The 19,239-nt window shown below is 39.3% G+C and carries 17 protein-coding genes; 2 read left to right on the top strand and 15 right to left on the bottom strand.

Going from position 1 to position 19,239, the window contains the following annotated elements; translation table 11 throughout:
• Positions 1-11: 11 nt before the first annotated feature.
• The 9 genes from HXT46_RS01680 to mraZ form a co-directional block, all read right to left on the bottom strand.
• Complete coding sequence (locus HXT46_RS01680) at positions 12-1,340, bottom strand: FtsW/RodA/SpoVE family cell cycle protein (RefSeq protein ID WP_009994541.1); 1,329 nt, start codon at positions 1,338-1,340, stop codon at positions 12-14.
• Positions 1,327-2,904, bottom strand: coding sequence for a UDP-N-acetylmuramoyl-L-alanine--D-glutamate ligase (gene murD / locus HXT46_RS01675; RefSeq protein WP_009994543.1), 1,578 nt, complete (start codon positions 2,902-2,904; stop codon positions 1,327-1,329). Before murD ends, HXT46_RS01680 begins: the two co-directional genes overlap by 14 nt.
• Before the next feature lie 78 nt (positions 2,905-2,982).
• Positions 2,983-4,086: a phospho-N-acetylmuramoyl-pentapeptide-transferase gene (mraY, locus tag HXT46_RS01670; RefSeq protein ID WP_421786171.1), complete on the bottom strand. Its 1,104-nt coding sequence runs from the start codon at positions 4,084-4,086 to the stop codon at positions 2,983-2,985.
• The gene (locus HXT46_RS01665) at positions 4,083-5,813 is read right to left on the bottom strand and encodes a UDP-N-acetylmuramoyl-tripeptide--D-alanyl-D-alanine ligase (protein ID WP_009994548.1); all 1,731 of its coding nucleotides are present in this window, start codon (positions 5,811-5,813) and stop codon (positions 4,083-4,085) included. The genes mraY and HXT46_RS01665 overlap by 4 nt, the downstream gene beginning before the upstream one ends.
• 93 nt (positions 5,814-5,906) lie before the next feature.
• Entirely contained in the window at positions 5,907-7,142 is a 1,236-nt protein-coding gene (locus HXT46_RS01660) for a UDP-N-acetylmuramyl peptide synthase (protein WP_421786169.1), read from the bottom strand.
• A 28-nt stretch (positions 7,143-7,170) separates the two neighbouring features.
• Positions 7,171-9,264 carry a peptidoglycan D,D-transpeptidase FtsI family protein gene (locus HXT46_RS01655; RefSeq protein WP_004112286.1) on the bottom strand — a complete coding sequence of 698 codons (2,094 nt, stop codon included), beginning with the start codon at positions 9,262-9,264 and terminating at the stop codon, positions 7,171-7,173.
• A complete protein-coding gene (locus HXT46_RS01650) occupies positions 9,264-9,896 on the bottom strand; it encodes a hypothetical protein (protein ID WP_004112281.1) in 633 nt (210 codons plus the stop codon). Before HXT46_RS01650 ends, HXT46_RS01655 begins: the two co-directional genes overlap by 1 nt.
• Entirely contained in the window at positions 9,896-10,957 is a 1,062-nt protein-coding gene (rsmH, locus tag HXT46_RS01645) for a 16S rRNA (cytosine(1402)-N(4))-methyltransferase RsmH (RefSeq protein WP_004122310.1), read from the bottom strand. Before rsmH ends, HXT46_RS01650 begins: the two co-directional genes overlap by 1 nt.
• Positions 10,958-10,968: 11 nt before the next feature.
• Positions 10,969-11,742 (bottom strand): division/cell wall cluster transcriptional repressor MraZ, encoded by a 774-nt coding sequence (gene mraZ / locus HXT46_RS01640; protein ID WP_421786167.1) that lies wholly within the window; start codon positions 11,740-11,742, stop codon positions 10,969-10,971.
• Between the two features lie 229 nt (positions 11,743-11,971).
• On the opposite strand from mraZ, the gene HXT46_RS01635 reads away from it, so the two are divergent.
• Entirely contained in the window at positions 11,972-14,248 is a 2,277-nt protein-coding gene (locus tag HXT46_RS01635; protein WP_075038508.1) for a HelD family protein, read from the top strand.
• Positions 14,249-14,322: 74 nt separating this feature from the next.
• Here the strand turns inward: HXT46_RS01635 and nrdR are convergent, their stop codons facing one another.
• The 3 genes from nrdR to HXT46_RS01620 are packed head-to-tail and all read right to left on the bottom strand — an operon-like array spanning position 14,323 to position 15,431.
• Positions 14,323-14,772, bottom strand: coding sequence for a transcriptional regulator NrdR (nrdR, locus tag HXT46_RS01630; RefSeq protein WP_004116911.1), 450 nt, complete (start codon positions 14,770-14,772; stop codon positions 14,323-14,325).
• A 53-nt stretch (positions 14,773-14,825) separates the two neighbouring features.
• Complete coding sequence (locus tag HXT46_RS01625; protein ID WP_014554736.1) at positions 14,826-15,017, bottom strand: hypothetical protein; 192 nt, start codon at positions 15,015-15,017, stop codon at positions 14,826-14,828.
• 45 nt (positions 15,018-15,062) lie between these two features.
• The gene (locus HXT46_RS01620) at positions 15,063-15,431 is read right to left on the bottom strand and encodes a LysM peptidoglycan-binding domain-containing protein (protein WP_014554737.1); all 369 of its coding nucleotides are present in this window, start codon (positions 15,429-15,431) and stop codon (positions 15,063-15,065) included.
• A gap of 171 nt (positions 15,432-15,602) precedes the next feature.
• Between HXT46_RS01620 and lexA the strand changes: the two genes are divergently transcribed.
• Positions 15,603-16,322 (top strand): transcriptional repressor LexA, encoded by a 720-nt coding sequence (gene lexA, locus HXT46_RS01615; protein WP_004112267.1) that lies wholly within the window; start codon positions 15,603-15,605, stop codon positions 16,320-16,322.
• Between the two features lie 166 nt (positions 16,323-16,488).
• Here lexA and HXT46_RS01610 read toward each other — a convergent pair whose 3' ends face one another.
• From HXT46_RS01610 to HXT46_RS01600, 3 genes are all read right to left on the bottom strand, one after another.
• Positions 16,489-16,968: a GreA/GreB family elongation factor gene (locus HXT46_RS01610; protein WP_004112265.1), complete on the bottom strand. Its 480-nt coding sequence runs from the start codon at positions 16,966-16,968 to the stop codon at positions 16,489-16,491.
• Between the two features lie 66 nt (positions 16,969-17,034).
• On the bottom strand, positions 17,035-17,442 hold the full coding sequence (locus HXT46_RS01605; protein WP_014554739.1) for an FKBP-type peptidyl-prolyl cis-trans isomerase: 408 nt from the start codon (positions 17,440-17,442) through the stop codon (positions 17,035-17,037).
• Positions 17,443-17,689: 247 nt separating this feature from the next.
• Positions 17,690-19,174: an L-serine ammonia-lyase gene (locus tag HXT46_RS01600; RefSeq protein ID WP_004112260.1), complete on the bottom strand. Its 1,485-nt coding sequence runs from the start codon at positions 19,172-19,174 to the stop codon at positions 17,690-17,692.
• Positions 19,175-19,239 lie beyond the last annotated feature (65 nt).

The following is a 19,239-nucleotide window of genomic DNA, read 5'->3' as shown; positions in this document are numbered from 1 at the left end:
ATAACCAGACTTTAACGTTTATTGTCATCCTCACTAGAAACTGACTTAATACTGCTATTAACACTAGGCTTAATATAAGGGTTACTTCTAATAAAACAGTCCGCAACACCAATACTCAACAAGCACATAACTAAAGACGAACCACCAGCAGAAATAAACGGCATAGGAACACCCATAACAGGAAGAACTTGAACCACAACCAATATGTTTATTAAACCCTGACCTACAATCCATGTAGCAATACTTATAAGAGATATCGAAACAAACTTACTATGAGATTGCAATGCGGAAGTTAACAAACACCATCCAATAACAATATAAAGAAGAATCACACAAGACGCTACAAAAAATCCCATTTCTTCGCCGATAATCGCAAAAATAAAATCATTATGAGCATAAGGTAAATAATTCCATTTTTCTCGAGAATTACCTATGCCAACACCCATAAGACCACCAGAAGCCATAGCATATTGCGCATGAATAGCTTGGAAGCACACGCCTTTTATAGACTTAGCATCACAACCATGGATAGTCGCAAGAATACGCCTCATACGATTTTGACTAGTAACAACCAACAATAAAACAGCTGCAGATGCAGATATAAGAGCGATAACGAGCCACTTTGTAGGGAATCCTCCTATATAAAATGCGACTACGGCTATAAGAAGAATAATCAACGCAGTACCAAGATCTTTACCAGCAACAACAAGAAGCAATGAAACTCCGAGAGCCACTACAGACGGAATGTATGCGCGCATTTGAACACGCTCATAAGCTTTTTTAGCCAGTACAAGAGCCATAGGAAGCCAAATACATATAGCTAACTTGGTTATTTCTGCGGGCTGCATTGTAAAAGGACCTATTTTAATCCAGCTAGCATTACCATTAACCTCATGTCTAATTCCTGGCACAAAAGTCAAAAATTGCATAAAAACAGATATTGCGTAAATAACAATAATCTTACTTTTATAGAAATCGACTGGAAGACGAGAAACAATCAAATAACCAATAAATCCAATAATGCAATAAATCAATTGACTTATTCCAGAACCCCAAGGACCTGCTCCATAAGTAATCATAGTCACTGAGGAACTTGAAAAAACCATAAATAAGCCGAAAACAGAAAGCATTGCAACAGATATTCTTAAACCATACAAACACCATAATGGGTTAAATATGCTACGAATACCAACGTATTGTTTAAAAGCATGACTGTTTTCATTAAAAGTTTCATACGCTCTTGACGATTTAGTAGAACGCTGTTTTTTACTAGAAGAAAACAATCGCAAAGGCTTTTTATTAGCATTGTTAGGATTAGATTTTTTGCTATTCACGTTCATGACTATTAACCCATCGCTCAGATTCTTTAGCAAAACGAGATCCGCGATCCGCATAAGACACAAACTGATCCATTGATGCACACGCTGGAGCCAGCAACACAACATCTCCTTGTTTTGCATAGCGTCCGGCAGCATCAACTGCTGTAGAAATAACTTTTTGACCTAGAGAAGGATCTGGGCTAATAGTCTTATCGTTTTCCACTTTTTTAAGAACAGAATCATCCGCATAATCAAAAGATTCACAACCTGTTCCATCTGGAGAAACAATAGTTACTGGAATATCTTTTCCATTAGCATTAAGAGCTTCTATAATCGGTTTTTGATCTACACCAATCACAACAGCAGCCTTTATAATACTTCTATTATCTTTAACTAGATCTTCAAAACAACCGCCTTTTGCAAGCCCCCCAGCGATCCAAATTACAGATTTTTTACCAAAACTAGAAATAGATGCTGCTGCAGCGTGAGCGTTAGTAGCCTTTGAATCATCTACAAAACGAATCGAGTGTTCAGGAAGATTATCGTCAGCATTTAAAGTTGCAACAGTTTGAATCCTGTGACCTCCTGGAGCAAAGTTACACAAAGCTTTTACAGCATTTTCAACATCTGGATTCAACCCTAATGTAAGAGCTAAAGCAGTCAAAGCATCTGCAAGAAGATGAGGATATACGCTTCCGTCTGGTTCGCATAAATGCTTAAGATCCCTTAGCTCCACTAATTTAACTGGATCTCCAACTTTTCCGCCAGCAACACCACTCTTATCTACAATCCAACCATTTTCAACACCTATTTCTCCAGATTCTGGAGGTTCAAGTGTAAAGCCAATTTTCTTACAACCATCTTCTACTTGAGCGTTAGCTGCAAGTTCACTTACTCTAGAATCCTGAGCATTATAAACAAGAGCCTTTTTAACCCCATTAAAAACTTTAGACTTGTCTTTTGCGTAAGCTTCAATCCCACCGTGCCAATCTAAATGATCCGCAGCAATATTAGTAATAGCTGCACAATCTAATCTCATCGAATTAGTAAAATGAAGCTGGAAAGAGCTTAATTCTACACACAAAACATCATGTTCTGATTCCATAGCAGCGTGAGAAACCGATTTTCCAATATTTCCTACTGCAGGAGCATCAAAACCACAAGCAGTTAGCATTTCGGAAGTCATCTCTGTAGTGGAAGTTTTTCCATTCGTACCAGTGATTCCAACCCAAGGTGCAGGATTATTGGTTTTATCTGAGTTTACACGAACAAGCCAAGCAAGCTCCACTTCACTAATAACTGGAATATTACGCTTCTGCGCTTCTAGAATAAAAGGTGTACGAGGATTAAAAACAGGAGATGTTACAACAGCATCTATATTATCCCAATCAATCTTGGAAAAATCGTGTACCTGAGCCTCTTCCTTACGCTCATCTGCAGTAATCGCTGTAGCACCAACGGATTTAAGCACTTCTACAGCACCAATGCCAGAAACACCAAGACCCGCCACAAGAACATTATTGAATGGGAACTTCTTGTGGAACGACAATTCCCTAAGCAAACAATCTTCTGCAACGCTGCTCATATTTATTTAACCCTCACCAATTACCAAGTAGATACTCAATTACTAAGTCAATGCTAATCGTTAAGTCAGAACTAATCGTTAAATCAGTAACCCAGAATGACCAGCCCAATCCGCATAAAACATCATCAATGCAGAAAGTACAAACATAAGCTCAATCATCCAAAAACGAACAACGACTTTACCTTCCGCCCAGCCAACAAGCTCAAAATGATGGTGTATAGGAGCCATTTTAAACACTCGCTTATGCGTAAGCTTAAAACATCCAACCTGAATTACATCACTACATGCTTCTATAACAAATAATCCGCCCAAAATAACAGCTAGAAACTCGGTATGAGTAGCTATCGAAAGAGCAGCAAAAAGACCACCTAATGCCAATGATCCCGTATCTCCCATAAATACCTGAGCAGGATTTGCGTTGTACCATAAGAATCCAAAGCAGGCAACAGCTGCACAAACAGCAATAATAGTCAAATCAAGAGGGTCAGATACTGCGTACGAGAAACCAAAATGACCGCCACCTTTAACGTGGTAACTTTCCCAGAACGCAATCATAGCGTAACCAGCAAAAGCAATCATTGAAGAGCCAGAAGCTAAACCATCTAAACCATCTGTAAGATTTACAGCATTAGACCAAGCCGCCATCAAGAAGTTAACCCAAATAATAAAAACCACAATTCCTACGACTTGCCCAAACATTGAAAAATCAAGAAATGGTTTTTCAATAAAGCTCATACCAGCCTGAGCACTAGCAATACCAGACTGAGTTGGTAGCATTAGAGCCAAAAGTGCGTAAATGCTTGCAAAAATAATTTGACCAATCAGCTTTGCACGAACCGAAAGACCAAGATTCTGTTTTTTACGAACCTTTGCAAAGTCATCAATGAACCCAAGAAAACCCATAGAAAGCATTGCAAAAAGCACAAGAACCGCAGACCAGGATGGAGTACGTCCAACAGAGAAGTATCTGTAAAGAGCAGAAGCAGCCCAACCAACTACAACAGCAAAGTTTATAACAACACCTCCCATTGTAGGAGTTCCACGTTTAACTAAATGAGATTGTGGACCGTCCTGACGAATGTACTGACCGTAATTTAAACGGTGTACTAAGCGGATTAAAAGCGGCGTACCGACAATAGTAACAATCAGCGATACCACGATTCCCACGATAAGCGCAATCACAGGTTAACCTCCGTATGTTCACTAAGACTCTCATTAAGTTTAGACCAGCGTTCAGCTAACACGCTCAAGCCCGAAGCATGAGACCCTTTCAATAACACAACACTACTCGAATGCGCGGCCACAAGATTCCACACAACGTTATCCGCCTCAGTGCAATCATGAACAAAATATACGCCATTTTCAACATCAAGGCTCTTATTCTGCCAATTATCTTTAGCACCTTTATAAATGCAACCAGCTAGTTCATCTAATTTTTTATCAAATTTAGAACCAACAGCTATTAGTGCATCAATATTATGCTTTGCAACATATTCGCCTATTGATTCATGCATATTATTCTCATTAGAACCAAGCTCTAACATAGATCCAAGAACTGCTATTCTAAAAATATTATTCTTTTTACTTGTTAGATCTTCTTCAGTATTAACGTTTAAATCATGTAAGTCATGATTTTCATAAGAACACAATCCATCAATTCCAGCCTTCATGGAATCAGGATTTGCATTGAATGAATCGTCAATAAGCGTAAAAACATTATTATTGTTAGAAATTTTAGAAAGCTGCATTCTATGCGGACTAATATGCGAAACTTCATGCAAAACTTTAGCAATACTATCAAGATTCATTCCAAAATATCTTGCCACATTAGAAGCAGCCATTGCATTCATAACATTATGCTGTCCCTGTATAGCAAGATGGACTCTAACTGAGTTTTTAGACTTATCCTCATTCTTCTCATTAAGAACAAATTCTGCACAACCCATTTCATCTAATGAAATATCACTTGCAGACAATTGGTAATTGCCATTGTTAGATGCGTCAAAATCACCTTCCGTATTGCTGTTTTTACCAAACCAACGCAATTTATCTTGATCAGCTAAAGAACGCATTGCAGATACTCGAAAATCATCAGCATTTAAAATTGCTATTCCGTGTGCAACAAGACCTCTAACAATCTCACTTTTTGCCTGAGCAATTCTTTCTACAGAACCAAACTCACCTAAATGCGCAACACCCACCTTCAATACAACAGCTAAATCAGGAGGAGCTATTGTGGTTAGTTTTGCGATTTCGCCAACATGATTTGCTCCCATTTCTGCAATAAGGAATCTCGTGTTTTCATTTACTTGCAAAGATGTTAACGGCAAACCAATTTCATTATTAAAAGATCCAATTGGCGCAACAGTGTTACCGAGCGTTGAAAGAAGAGCCTTGAGCATATCTTTTGTAGTGGTTTTTCCTACTGAACCAGTTATGCCGATAATACTAAACGGTGTATTTAACGCGCGGCGACGCTCAAGATTGTGTTTTGCTAAAAGTCCAAGAGCTTCAACCGAATTTTCAACAACTATTTGAGCAATTTTACTATTATTAGACTCATCTAACTTTACAAAATGCTCCACTATTGCGATTTTTGCACCAAGTTCTGCAGCTTTTTGAACAAAATCATGACCATCAACACGATCGCCTGGTATTGCTACAAATATGGAAGAATCCACAACTTTACGAGAATCACTTGTTGCATAAATAACAACATCATTATCTGAAATAACAACATCATTATCTGTTATGCAAAATTTCTCAGAAGTAACACTGTGGTTTTCTTTTACTAAACAACCACCTATAAAAAGTCTGCCATTAACCGCAGCAGCTACTTCTTTAACACTCATAGGCATCATACGCATATTATTGGTCGTTGTATTATTGCCCAAAGTCTTATTTTGCATCATAACCTCGTTATTTTCCCAACATTGGTTTCATTTGCTTTGCAACAAATCTATTAATCATCAACACGTTTCTGAACACTACTTTAATTAACACTACTTTAATTCATGAGACACTCGTAACGCGCTTTTAATAGTTCCTCTTCTAACTCCAGCTGCAAGAACCATAGCTATTGAAAGAGAAAGATGTTTGTGAACATCCTTACCACCAATCTGATCTGCTAAAGCAGCTAACTCATCTGATTCACGAGAACGCATAACGCAATAAGATCTTTCATGACTTACAAACCCATAACGTTGTTGAAGAGTATAAAAACTTATTACTGGTCGAGCGGACTTCATACTTTCTTCATCTATAGCGGAATCATCATTTTGATTTTTGATAAAACTATTGTCGTAAGGTTTATCAGATTTATTAGCAGAAGTTCTAGAAGAAGAAATATCAGATACACTATCGGATTCACTATGAGATTCACTATCGGAATTAAGTGATTCGACTTTTTGCTGCGATTTTGAATTCTGATTTAATGTAGTATCAGAATCATACTTCTTTTTATTATATGAATGATTATCTGCATTATCATCTGCATGATTTGCATGACTATCAAATTTTGAAGTATTAGAGTAAGAATCAGAATAAGAAGAGTCGCTTGCATATAAGTCAAGGCTTCCAGCCATTGCTAGAGCATTATTGCTTTCAACTCCAAGAACATCAACGTTAACAGACTGCAATGCATCTTTACTAAGAGTTGCAGAATTTAATGCTATTACAACAGCTGCAGCGCCATCTTCTACACACACAGACAAGTTATGCTGTATATCAATTATTCCCATAGGATACTCTAAATCTAGCTCTCTTTGAAGAGAGCTAGACCCAGCTGCACTAATAATACCGACTGGATTGCCGAGCATATGAAGAAAATCAGCCAAACGTATAACATTTGCATAAATCTCATCATCACTATCTCCAGCAACTGCAAAAGTTGCTATAAAAGATGACGGATCGCAATTAACATCACAAGCTAACTTACCGAGAGTTATTGGATTATTAGAAGATACCAGTAGAGGAATGCCTACACTCATTGCTTCAGATCTAAACTCTGGAGGAACCATTGCAGCATACGCTCCAGCATCTCTAGCAGCCTCTAATTGTCTCTTATCTACTCGAGATGAAGGAACAAAAAGACAACCTGGTTTAACACTTCTAACATCACAAGCTAATGATGTAATAGTCACACCAGATGCAAAGGAAGGAATTACCTCAAAACCATACTGTTCAGCAGCAAAACCAAGCGTCACTCTGGTTCTGGAAAATTCATCAACAGCATTCATACTCGCACTCGCCCTTATTTGTTGTATATCACCATTCTACAGCAATAGGGTTGCTACGAGGAGTAGAAACTGGAACATCATACTTTTGCATCAAGAATTCTCCAATTGCTTTCAAAAGAGGTGCTGCTGCAACAACGCCGAAAGTTCCCTGAGGATTACTTAATGCCACTGTAATAGCAAATCGTGGATTATCCACAGGAATGACTCCAGCACAATCTGCAACGATAGAACTTAATCCTCCACCGAATCCCGCTACTTCTGCAGTACCACTCTTAGCAGCAACACGGTATCCATTAATTGATATAAAGTTCTTGTAAGATTCCGCTGTGCTTTCCATAGCATTCAACATTTGCGATGCTACATGTTCATCCAAAACGCGAGTTGCCTGAGGTCTCTTGTGCTCTGAAACACGTCCATGAGGATCTATTACAGATTTGATTATTGACTGTTGGAGCCTTACACCCTTGTTCGCAATAGTCGCAATAGCATTAGTAATTTGCAAAGCGTTAGTGGCATAACCCTGACCAAACAAAACAGTGTTTTGCTTACGACCATCCCATGCTTGTACGCTTGGAAGAAGACCAGGAGATTCACCTTGTAAACCTAAACCAGTATATTGCCCAATTCCAAACTTAGACAAAAACTCATAACGCTTGTTATTAGGATATTTTTCGCCAGCTAAAATCATGCCAACATTAGAAGATTCCTTTAAAATTCCAGCTAATGTTAAACGTTCAATACCATGACTGTGAGAATCATGGAAAACCTGACCTTGTTTGTCTATTGTCCCTGGAACTGAGAATTTGTCGCTGAGTTGACGCGCACCAGATTGAACCATTCCAGCCATGGCAAACACTTTGCCTATAGAACCTGGCTCAAAGATCTGGCTAACCGCTTTAGAAACAGATGCTCTAGCAGCTGAAGAACCAGCTTTAATATCGTCAGTATCTTCTAACGCAAGAATCTCACCAGTGCGAATATCCTGAACAACAGCAATTCCCCATCCAGCTTTGTACTGCTTCATTCCGTCAAGAAGAACTTTTTTAACGTACCAATCTACATCGCTGTCAATGGTTAACTTTATGTCATTACCATTTACAGCATCTTTATATTCGCTAACAGTGCCAGGAATTTTCTCATTTCCAACATTGTTTCCCTGATACTTTTGATATCCATCTGTACCAGTTAAAACTTTATCTTGCGAAAGCTCTAATCCAGATTCACCTATTTCGCCTCTTCTACCCTTTGCCTCTGGTCTAGAGCTTTCTTCGGCATCTTTGACAGAACCAATTAGGGCACCCAAAATAGGACCACTTGAATACACTCGTTCACTACTGTTTTCTGCATAAACACAACCAGAAAGGTTGAGTTTGTCAATTGCACGCTTAACAGAAGGCTTCACATTCCTCTTGATAACTGCGTAACGACCCAATCCAGAAATCTTTCCGCCGATTTCAACAGAGCTCATATGAAGAATTGGAGCTAAAAGACGTGCCACCGCCACGGCACCAGTACCTTCAACATCCTTACCATTAATCGAATGACAATTACCAGCAGTTTGTTTTGTGCAAGGAGTAGGTTTAAACGCCTGCGCATTCATAGGATCAGCAATTATATTGTATCTTTCAACACTTTGAGCAAGAACTGAACCGTTTGTATCTAAAATACGACCTCTTCTAGCAAGAATTGGTTTTGTCCTAATACGTTCTGCTTGAGCCGCCTGAGCAGTAGAACGAGCATTAATAAGCTGTATAAAACTAAGTTTTACTATTGCACATGTTGCAACAAACGCAAAAATAATTGCAACAATTACGCACTTCTTTGCAAAAACTGTGCTATTCATCGCAGCAGTCTTATTAGCAGCAGACCGATTATAGGATCCGTAAGCCTCATAAGAATTCGCATTGTATGTGCTGGCCTTTTTAAACCTTGTAAATTGCGATTTTCTTTTAATCAGCTTCAGTAAGCTAAAAACGCGACTAATACCATCTTTTAGAGACTTACTGGTTTTTGAAAATCCACTGGAATTGCTTGTTCTATTAACTTTGTCTTTAATAGAATTAACAACTCCATTAACTTTGCCTGAATATTTGGCGAAACGTTGCTTGATTTGGCGGCTCATCAATGTTTCTCCTTATCCTTTGGTTTTTGTTGTTTAGATTGTTGTTTAGATTGTTGTGAATCATGCGCCTGCTGTTTGGGCTGCGACTTTTGATTCTTAGAACTAGCCTGTGTTTGAGCTTTCTTAGCATCAAGCATTGCTTTTTCAGCTTTCTTTTTATTTGCATAATCGCTTAAATCAACGGTTATTGCACCTTGCTGCGGAACCATTCCCATCGTTTGCGCTTTTGCTGGAAGATCCGCCTCTAAAGTATCTAATTTTGTTTGCGCTGTTTCTACATCTTGACGAAGCCTAGAAATACTCGATTGTGTAGCAGCCTGTTCAAAAGATATTTCTGCCATTTTTGTGCGCAACAATAGAGATGTTGTAGGAGTGATTACTAAGAACAAAACAACGATAATCACATTAAAAAGAGGCGCTTTACGAGTATTGCTCCACTCTATAACCTTATGCAAGCGGTTCATTACTGTGTAAGATCTGCGGTCTGATGCGCTAAATACCAATGGAAGGGATTTTAGAACACGATTTTTCCTTGAATCTCCAACAACTTTTTCTTTTACACGACCTGCAGGAGCTGCTGTTGCAGTAACAGTAGACAATCCAGGAGCACGGTTTTTTAATGGTTTAATCATTAGAACCTACCCCCTTTTTTATGTGCAAATCGTATAGTCGAAGAATTAGATGATTCTTCAATACCTCTAGAAATAGATTCAAATTCCTTAATCCAACGTTCTGGAATATCTCGAATCAGTTCCACTGCACGCAAGCGAACAGACGAAGACCTAGTATTATTTGCTATTTCTTCCTTAGATGCTTTTACAGCTCCTCTAGTTAGCGCCTTAAAGAAAGGCTGTGCATCTGCTGGAACAATAGGCATATTCGCTGGAACATCTACTTCTAAGCCATTGTTCATGAATCTTTTAACCGCAATATCTTCTAGCGAATGATAAGATTCAACAACAATCCTGCCACCTTGATTTAAACGCAGAGCCAACTTTGGTAGTGTCCTAGCAAGTTTGTCTAATTCTCCATTAACCTCAATGCGAAGAGCTTGGAAAACTCTCTTAGCTGGGTTTCCTGGAGCACGATGAGAACGAGGAATGACGTTATCAACTAATTCAACCAGCTGACCAGATGTGGTAATCGGAGTCTCTTCACGAACTTGAACAATTTTGCGAGCTATTGGACCAGAAAAACGCTCTTGACCATATTCTCGGAAAATATTCGCAAGCTTATGCGAATCATAAGTCGCGAGAATAGTCGCAGCTGTTATGCTTTGTGTAGTGTCCATCCTCATATCTAATGCAGTGTTGTGAGAATATGAGAATCCTCTATCTTCTTCGTCTATTTGCAAGCTAGAAAGTCCCAAATCCATAAATGCTGCATCAATATGGTAGATTGCTAAATCTTCAAGAACTTTGTCGACTTCATCAAATGCTGCATGTACTGGAATAAAACGTTCGTCTAATCCTTCTTCACGCATTCTTTTCGTAGCTAGCTCAAGAGCTTCGCCATCTCTATCTATGCCTACAAGCGTTGCAAGAGGAGCCGCTTTAAGAAAAGCTGTTGCATGACCAGCAAGACCCAGCGTGCAATCCACAACAACAGAATTCTTGTGGTTTAACGCTGGAGATACTAGATTTACACAATCGTCGAGCAATACTGGTGCGTGTATTGTAGATAAGTCCTTCATCGGATCACCTTTCATTGGATCACCGCCGGAAGAACATCATCTGCAATATCTGCATAATCTTGCTCACGATCTGCAAGGTATTTGTTCCAAGCAGACTTATTCCATATTTCTGCGCGAGTGCCAACACCAATTACAACAATCTCGTCTCCAAGATTTGCGTAATCTCTTAACATTGGTGGAACTACTATGCGTCCCTGCTTATCTGGTTCTTGATCTACAGCGCCAGAAAGAAACACTCGCAAATAGTCTCTTGCAGACTTATTGCTCATAGATGTGCGCTGAATCTGCGTTGTAATACGTTGAAACTCTTGCATTGGCAGTACGTATACGCAACGTTCCTGACCACGCGCCATAACAAAACCATTCCCTAATTGAGATCTAAATTTCGCTGGTAAAGCTACACGACCTTTTCCATCAATTTTTGGAGCATATGTACCAAGAAGAATTGGGGTTTGATTCTGTTGCTGATTCTGATTGCTTATGCCATTACCACGAGAATCTTCATTATTCGGTAAAGGAGTGGAATTAAAAGCCGAATATGGAGCCTGGTTAATGGGTTGCGCAAAAGGAATCTGCTGCATTGGCGGAATCTGCTGTGGCTGATACATCTGTGGCATCACATAATAAGGCTGAGCGTACGCTTGAGGATTTTGCATTGGCATATGCATTCCCTGAGCATTAGCTTGAGCAATATTTTGTGAATCACTGTCAGAGAGATTTTGAGCATGCATAAAGGAGGAATTGGCTTTATTCTGCGCATTATCATCCGCATTATTACGAGCCATAACTCCACCTCCTTTTCAACATGCAATATGCCACTTGCACATCGTTCACCATTTTACCCCATTCCTCACCAAAAATCCCCACTTTTTTATAAAAAAATAATATTTTTTTCATAAAAGTGCCACTTTATGCATTCATCGCAAAAACTTTCTTAGAAAATACCGTGTATAAGCCTCGAGATATACTTAAACGCCTAGTTTTTAGCTCAACATTTAAGAAGAACGGACACAAATGTCTACGTACTCCTCACAACTTAGCGAAGAACAACAAGCAGTTGATTGCGCTTACGGACGCTTGGATGACTTGCGTTCTACGGTTCGTACAAGACTTGACGCTGTACGAGCTGCAGGATCACACGGTTCTCCTACTCAGCGCACCGAACGTGATTCATTTGCAACAATGTATGAGGATCGGTTAACTCAACTTAGAGCCGTAGAAGACAGACTTGTGTTTGGAAGACTTGATGATCGCGAAGGAACAAGACACTACATAGGTAGGATTGGTCTACTCAGTGAAAATCACGATCCTATTCTTACAGATTGGCGAGCAGAAGCTGCGCGACCATTCTATGAGGCAACGCCACGTCACCATGGAAACATCGTTATGCGTAGGCATATAACTCTTAAATTCCGCGAGGTTGTTGGAGTTGAAGACGAGATTCTTGATATTCATGCAGACGAGGTAAACAAGGCTTCTAAGCAGGGAACTCTAACAGGCGAAGGTGCTTTACTAGCTTCACTAGGTTCTCGTAGAACTGGAAAAATGACGGATATTGTTGCAACTATTCAAGCTGAACAAGACCGCATTATTCGCGCTCCTCTTGACCATACTATTGTTGTACAAGGTGGGCCTGGTACTGGCAAAACCGCAGTAGCATTGCACAGGGCAGCATATCTTCTTTATACACATCGTAGAAAGCTTGAAAAATCAGGCGTTCTGATTGTAGGACCAAGCTCGGCATTCTTAAGATACATAGATCAAGTTTTGCCTTCTTTGGGTGAAACTGGTGTTGTAAGTAGAACAATTTCTGATTTGATCCCAAATGTTCATGCTGTTGCAGAAGATACTCCACATGCGGCAAAGCTTAAGGGAATGTATCGCATGAAAAACGTTATTCAGAACGCTGTTTGTGCAAGAATACGTGTTCCTAAAGATTTACCAACGCTACGCATAAACGGGTTTGCTGTACAACTCAAAAGAGAGGATATTGAGCTTGCACAATCAGATGCTCAACGAACACACCAACCTCATAATCAGGCTCGCAAAACCTTCGTAAAGTCAGTTATAAGTTCACTTAGAAATAGATACCTAGAACAGTTAGATTACACTCCTTCGCAGTCTGAAATATCCGATATTACATCTCAGCTTCGTATGGAAGAGAAACTTAAGATTACTCTGAATCTTGCTTGGCTCCCTATGACTGCCACGTGGCTTATTGACCAGCTGTTTTCTAAACCTGAACAACTTCGCATATATGCTCCTTGGTTAAGTGAAGACGATATTTGTGTATTAACTAGACCAAAAGGTAGTCCTCTAACTCGCTCTGATATACCGCTTCTTGATGAGGCTATGGAGCTTCTAGGTGCAGATCCAAAAGTTGAGGCACAAAATGCTGCAAATGCTCGCAAAAAGCTCGAAGAGCAGCAATACGCTTCTGAAACACTTGCTCAAAATGGCATTGGAAATGGAATCGTCACCGCAGATATGCTCATAGAGAACATTCAAGGTGACGATACAAGCATTGTAGCCAATCTTGCTGCGTCAGATAGAGAGTGGACTTATGGTCATGTGGTTGTAGATGAAGCTCAAGAGCTTACAGCAATGGATTGGCGAATGCTAATCCGTCGCTGCCCTTCTAGATCATTTACAATCGTTGGTGATGTTGCTCAAACATCCGCTTTAGGTGGAACGCATCATTGGCAAAAGAATATGAGCTCACTGTTTGGAGATGCAAACTGGGATCTTTACGAGTTGACCATTAATTATCGTAACCCTAAAGAAGTTTCAGATGCTGCAGGAAAAGTGGCAAACAACTCTGGATTGTACATTTCCACAGTTAATGCTGTACGATCTGTTCCTGATTCTCTTGTTACCCATACACTTAAGCATCAAGATGAACTAGATAGAACACTTTCAAAATATTGCATTGATTTGTTTAAAGAATTCGTATCAGAAGATGGAAGTGGTCGCGTAGCGATAATAGTTCCTAATGAACTATTAGACCATACTGATAAAATCGTTAAAGATACTCTTCGTAAAAATCTTTCCGATAAAGAATACAATCGCATACTTCAACAGAATTCAGACGATAGTCAGATTAGCGTTTGCACGCCTGAAGACGTTAAAGGATTAGAATACGATGCCGTAATTCTGATGCAACCTTCTAAAATAGAACAAGAAGCAGCATCTATGCTTACAGCAGCAGCAAATCTGTACGTTGCTATGACAAGACCAACACAGCGATTAGTCATCTTGCGCACACAAGATGATGCTGATTTTTCAAAATAAACACAAAAACACTAAACCCGAATAACCTAGTACATTGTTTGACCTATTGAAATATATGGTTCAAACAAGAAGGGTTATTGCTTACTCTTTTTAAGATCCTCAATGGCTTGTTCAAAATCTTTCAAGCCAGCGAAGTTCTGATATACACTAGCAAAACGAAGATAAGCTACCTCATCCAGTTCTCGCAATGGTTTCAATATTGCTTTTCCAACTTCTTCAGATGTAACTTGCGCTAATCCGCGAGCACGCAAATCAGCTTCAACTTCCATTCCCAACGTCTTTAAAGCTTCAGAGTCTATAGGTCTACCCTGACAAGCTTTTCCTACACCAGCAACCACCTTTGCTCGGTCGAATGGCTCAATTGAACCAGATCGTTTCATAACAAGCAGTTGAGTAGTTTCAACTGTCGTAAAGCGGTTTCCACACATCTGGCATTCACGTCTGCGACGAATCGAATATCCATCTTCACTAATTCGCGTATCGATAACCTTAGTATCGGAATTCTTACAAAAAGGACAATGCATACATCTAGCATACTAAAAATTATTAAAATATGTTATATATGCTTTAATATTTGTTATATAAATAAATCGATTTTTTCATATTTTTGTCCATATTCTTGATAAATTTTACCAATAAATACCTGAATTGATGGGTATAAAGCCATATCTGCAATTACTTGTACCGTTGTTTCATATATCAACGAAGCCATAAATACAACATTGTTATAATCTTCATCATACGAGTCACATTCGCAAATCCAATCCATATAAACCTCCATATTTTAACTATCGAATAAAATTATCTACATTGATTAATCATCTATAAACGGCACTTTTATAGACTGACCTACTTCTAAATCTGCTGAATCTAAATTATTAATTTGCATGAGATAATCTACAGAATCAGAAATATTACTGTCTTTGTTTGCTATAGTTTTTGCATAACTCCATAAAGTATCTCCAGGACGAACAGTGTATGTTACAAAAGATTTTGACACTGCAGAAACTGCTGGCTTTGGAGTAAAAATAATCCATGCAAAACACACTAAAGCAACAAAAACAATAAATCTAATAAAAGATTTACTATACTTATTTCGTTTTAAACAAGTTTTATCTACGCAAGTACCGTTGTTCGCAAACTGACTATATAAAGCACCAGTTGCTTTTGATCTCTTATGCATAATTACCCTTTCTCACAAATTTAAATCAATATAAATCCATATGAACATTTGTTCTATCGAACAGGTGTATCAATCTTGACACATCTGTTCTAAAGATGCAACGGCGTGTCGAACATATGTTTGATTTTTTTGCGAGTTTGTCATAGAATAAAATCATCGAAAGGAGACACCATGAATATCAACACAAACGAGATTAGTGATTCCGCGGCGCACAACACAGAACCGCTAACAGATCGTCAGCGCAAAATCATGGATGCCATACAAAATTGCCTTGAAGAACATGGATTTCCTCCATCATTTAGAGAAATAGGCGAAGCTGTAGGCTTAAGAAGTCCTTCTTCCGTAAAACATCAATTGCGAGCCTTAGAAATGAAAGGACTAATAAGAATAAGCGCCAATAAAGGGCGTGCCATTGAGGTTATTGGAGATTTCTTAAAGAAAAATAAGGAGAAAGCTCATACACTGATTACAAAATCAGCAGTAGATGTAAGCATATACAACAACGACTCATTGATTCACTCACACGACGTACCACTTGTTGGGAGAATTGCAGCTGGAACACCTATAACAGCAGAGCAACACGTTGAAGATGTTATGAGATTGCCAGAAAGACTTACTGGAAGCGGAAATCTATTTATGCTAGAAGTGCATGGAGATTCAATGATCGATGCAGCAATCTGCGATGGAGATTACGTTGTTGTACGAGAACAAAATGAAGCAACAAATGGAGATATAGTTGCCGCACTGCTAGATAATGAGGCTACTGTAAAAACGTTTAGAAAAGACAATGGTCACGTCTGGCTTATGCCACACAATCCAGCGTATTCACCTATCGATGGATCACACGCAAAAATAATGGGTAAAGTTGTTACTATCTTAAGAAAAATTTAACGTTTTAAGCAGAACTAGAACTAAATTTCTAGCAAACGCAAAACATTACAAATACTCTCTCAATATGTAAAACAAATAATAAAAAAAAATCGCTGTGATTAGCAGCTATAAGAGCTTTAAAATCACAGCGATTAAAAAATGAACTTTCCTGTCACATAAAAATTTATTATGCGAGAGGATGAGAATCCTTGATAGTTACAGAAATCTCACGACCATTTGGAGCAGAATAGCTAACAGTATCACCTGCTTTAGCGCCCATTATTGCAGCACCAATTGGAGATTCTGGACTAATAACATCGTAATCTGTAGCAACAGCAATATCGCGAGAGCCAAGTACATAAGTCATTTCTCGGCCAGCAAGCTCCAAGGTTACAAGAGAGCCATTCCCAACACTGCCAGCTTCTGGAGCTTCGAGAATCTTAGCATTACGAAGCTTAACAATAAGCTCGTTAATACGACCCTCATTTTTGCCCTGCTCCTCACGAGCAGCTTGATAACCACCATTTTCAGACAAATCGCCCTCAGCTCGCGCAGCAGCAATACGTTCAGTAATTTCATCACGATACTCGCCTTCGCGATGAGCCAATTCTTCCTTGAGCTTATCGTAAGCTTCCTTAGTCAACAAAATCGTTTTTTCTTCAGCCATTTTGTAATCTCCTTAATAAAGAACAAAGAATAAAACAGCAAATTAAAAATCAATCACACGCAATATTCATCGCGTAGAAATAATATCAATCACAAACACAAGAGTGTCTGAACCACCAATTCCAGCCTGAGGAACTCCACGAGAACCATAACCATACTCAGGCGGAATAGAAACAAGAAGCCTAGAGCCAACATTATGACCTGGAACAGTACGATCCCACCCCTGAATCACCTGACCAACACCAATGCCAAAACTTGCTGGCCTATGACGATCAAAGCTAGAATCAAACGGCTTATCCGCGCCCCAAACAACACCATGATAATTAACAGTCACAGTATCTCCAGCGCGAACTAAAGGACCATTACCTTCTACTAACTCAACAACCTTAAGCCCCGCTGGCGGCTCAGACGCTGGGAACGTCACCGTTGGCGTAGTACCAAATTCCGAAACTACTTCTGGCATATCCTGTGCCATATTGCCCTCCTTTATAATCTTTTCCAATCCCTTACAGCCATATGTAAATGCTTAAAACATTTGCAAAAATCAACTAATGTTTAATAGCATTATCCAAAAACTTCGAACATTATAACAGTTCTGTAATCTTATAGCGTGATTTAGATTAGCACTCAACCGCTACCTATGCCAATAATATAAAGTCAAATCCTAATCTAAATCCTAATCTAATCCAAAATTTAATTTAGGATTCAATCTAACATTCAATCTAACATTCAACAACGTTTACGGCGAGTCCACCTTTAGATGTTTCCCTGTACTTAGACATCATATCTTGACCAGTTTCCTTCATTGTTTTAATCGCATTATCAAGGCTAACAATATGCGAACCATCACCTAGCAGAGCAATTCTCACAGCATTAATCGCCGTATTAGCAGCCATAGCATTGCGCTCAATGCAAGGAATCTGCACCAAACCGCCAACAGGATCACAAGTCAAACCAAGATGATGCTCAATACCAATTTCCGCAGCATTTTCAACCTGTTCAGGAGTGCCGCCAAGCACCTCACATAATCCAGCAGCAGCCATAGAACACGCGGAACCAACTTCTCCCTGGCATCCAACTTCTGCACCAGAAATCGAAGCATTGCGTTTAAACAGGTATCCAACAGCGCCAGAAGCAAGAAGGAATCTTACAATTCCATCTTCACTAGCACTATCTACAAACCGCCAATAATATTGCAAAACAGCTGGAATAATTCCGGCAGAACCATTAGTAGGAGCCGTAACAATACGACCACCACCAGCATTCTCCTCACTCACAGCAAGTGCAAAAAGATTAACCCACGCAGAATCGGAGCTTTCTAAAGCTGAATCAGCCCTACGATGATTCTGACGAAGCATATCTGAATTAGCAGCAAGACGAGCATACATATTGGGAGCACGCCTAGGAACATCAAGTCCTCCAGGGAGAATCTCCTGTTTAGAATTACAACCATTTTCCACACACTTGCTCATAACCTTCCACACATGTAGCAAATAGGAGCGAACGTAATGCGCATCTCCCTCATGCAAAGCAAGCTCATTTTGCCAAACAATATCACTTATATTCTTATGTTCTTTTTTGCAAATTGAAATAAGCTCTTTACAAGTCGAGAAAGGATAAGGAACAGTTGAATCATTGGAAGAATTTACGGAAGAATCGCCATTTACAGAATTATTTGTCGAGTCAGACTTAGAATCATCAACATTATTCGCATCGTCTAAAACGCGATCATGCAACCCAACCATTGCATCATTCGCGTTACCTTTGCGAATAAAACCACCTCCAATTGAATACCAAACTTGCTCGTCAACAGTATTACCTTGAGAATCAAAAGCCACAAACCTCATGCCATTAGGGTGTGCAACCATGCGCTTCCACTTTTCAAAAATCACGTCTGAATCGTAATCAAATTCAATAGTATGACTATGAGCAAGAGTCAAAGTACCAGTTTTCTTACAATATTCGCGAATAGTCATCATGTGTTCTGTATCAACATCGTCAGGTAAATTACCCTCCAAACCTGCAACAGAAGCACGATCCGTGCCATGACCTAAACCTGTAAGAGACAAAGAACCGTACAATGTAACATGAACTCGCGCAACATTATTAAGCTTTCCACTTTCCTTCAAAGAAGTAACAAAAGCGTTCGCAGCGCGCATAGGACCAACAGTATGAGAAGAACTAGGTCCTACACCAATCGAAAACATTTCTAAAATACTGAACACATATACATTGTAAGCATAATTTCAAAGTCACGACACGCAGCGATTCG

It is taken from the genome of Gardnerella sp. DNF01204 (assembly GCF_049244145.1).
Lineage (GTDB): Bacteria > Actinomycetota > Actinomycetes > Actinomycetales > Bifidobacteriaceae > Bifidobacterium > Bifidobacterium vaginale.
The sequence above is the reverse complement of the archived record's forward strand: the minus strand, read 5'-3'. Positions and strand labels throughout refer to the sequence as shown.

What these genes read in the sequence shown, in the direction of transcription:
- HXT46_RS01660 (WP_421786169.1), bottom strand. Translation starts at nt 7,142, where the DNA reads ATGAATGCTGTTGATGAATTTTCCAGAACCAGAGTGACGCTTGGTTTT.
- HXT46_RS01665 (WP_009994548.1), bottom strand. Translation starts at nt 5,813, where the DNA reads ATGCAAAATAAGACTTTGGGCAATAATACAACGACCAATAATATGCGT.
- HXT46_RS01605 (WP_014554739.1), bottom strand. Translation starts at nt 17,442, where the DNA reads ATGGCACAGGATATGCCAGAAGTAGTTTCGGAATTTGGTACTACGCCA.
- nrdR (WP_004116911.1), bottom strand. Translation starts at nt 14,772, where the DNA reads ATGCATTGTCCTTTTTGTAAGAATTCCGATACTAAGGTTATCGATACG.
- HXT46_RS01600 (WP_004112260.1), bottom strand. Translation starts at nt 19,174, where the DNA reads ATGTTTTCGATTGGTGTAGGACCTAGTTCTTCTCATACTGTTGGTCCT.
- rsmH (WP_004122310.1), bottom strand. Translation starts at nt 10,957, where the DNA reads ATGAAGGACTTATCTACAATACACGCACCAGTATTGCTCGACGATTGT.
- HXT46_RS01655 (WP_004112286.1), bottom strand. Translation starts at nt 9,264, where the DNA reads ATGAGCCGCCAAATCAAGCAACGTTTCGCCAAATATTCAGGCAAAGTT.
- HXT46_RS01680 (WP_009994541.1), bottom strand. Translation starts at nt 1,340, where the DNA reads ATGAACGTGAATAGCAAAAAATCTAATCCTAACAATGCTAATAAAAAG.
- HXT46_RS01625 (WP_014554736.1), bottom strand. Translation starts at nt 15,017, where the DNA reads ATGGATTGGATTTGCGAATGTGACTCGTATGATGAAGATTATAACAAT.
- lexA (WP_004112267.1), top strand. Translation starts at nt 15,603, where the DNA reads ATGAATATCAACACAAACGAGATTAGTGATTCCGCGGCGCACAACACA.
- mraZ (WP_421786167.1), bottom strand. Translation starts at nt 11,742, where the DNA reads ATGGCTCGTAATAATGCGGATGATAATGCGCAGAATAAAGCCAATTCC.
- HXT46_RS01650 (WP_004112281.1), bottom strand. Translation starts at nt 9,896, where the DNA reads ATGATTAAACCATTAAAAAACCGTGCTCCTGGATTGTCTACTGTTACT.
- murD (WP_009994543.1), bottom strand. Translation starts at nt 2,904, where the DNA reads ATGAGCAGCGTTGCAGAAGATTGTTTGCTTAGGGAATTGTCGTTCCAC.
- HXT46_RS01620 (WP_014554737.1), bottom strand. Translation starts at nt 15,431, where the DNA reads ATGCATAAGAGATCAAAAGCAACTGGTGCTTTATATAGTCAGTTTGCG.
- HXT46_RS01635 (WP_075038508.1), top strand. Translation starts at nt 11,972, where the DNA reads ATGTCTACGTACTCCTCACAACTTAGCGAAGAACAACAAGCAGTTGAT.
- HXT46_RS01610 (WP_004112265.1), bottom strand. Translation starts at nt 16,968, where the DNA reads ATGGCTGAAGAAAAAACGATTTTGTTGACTAAGGAAGCTTACGATAAG.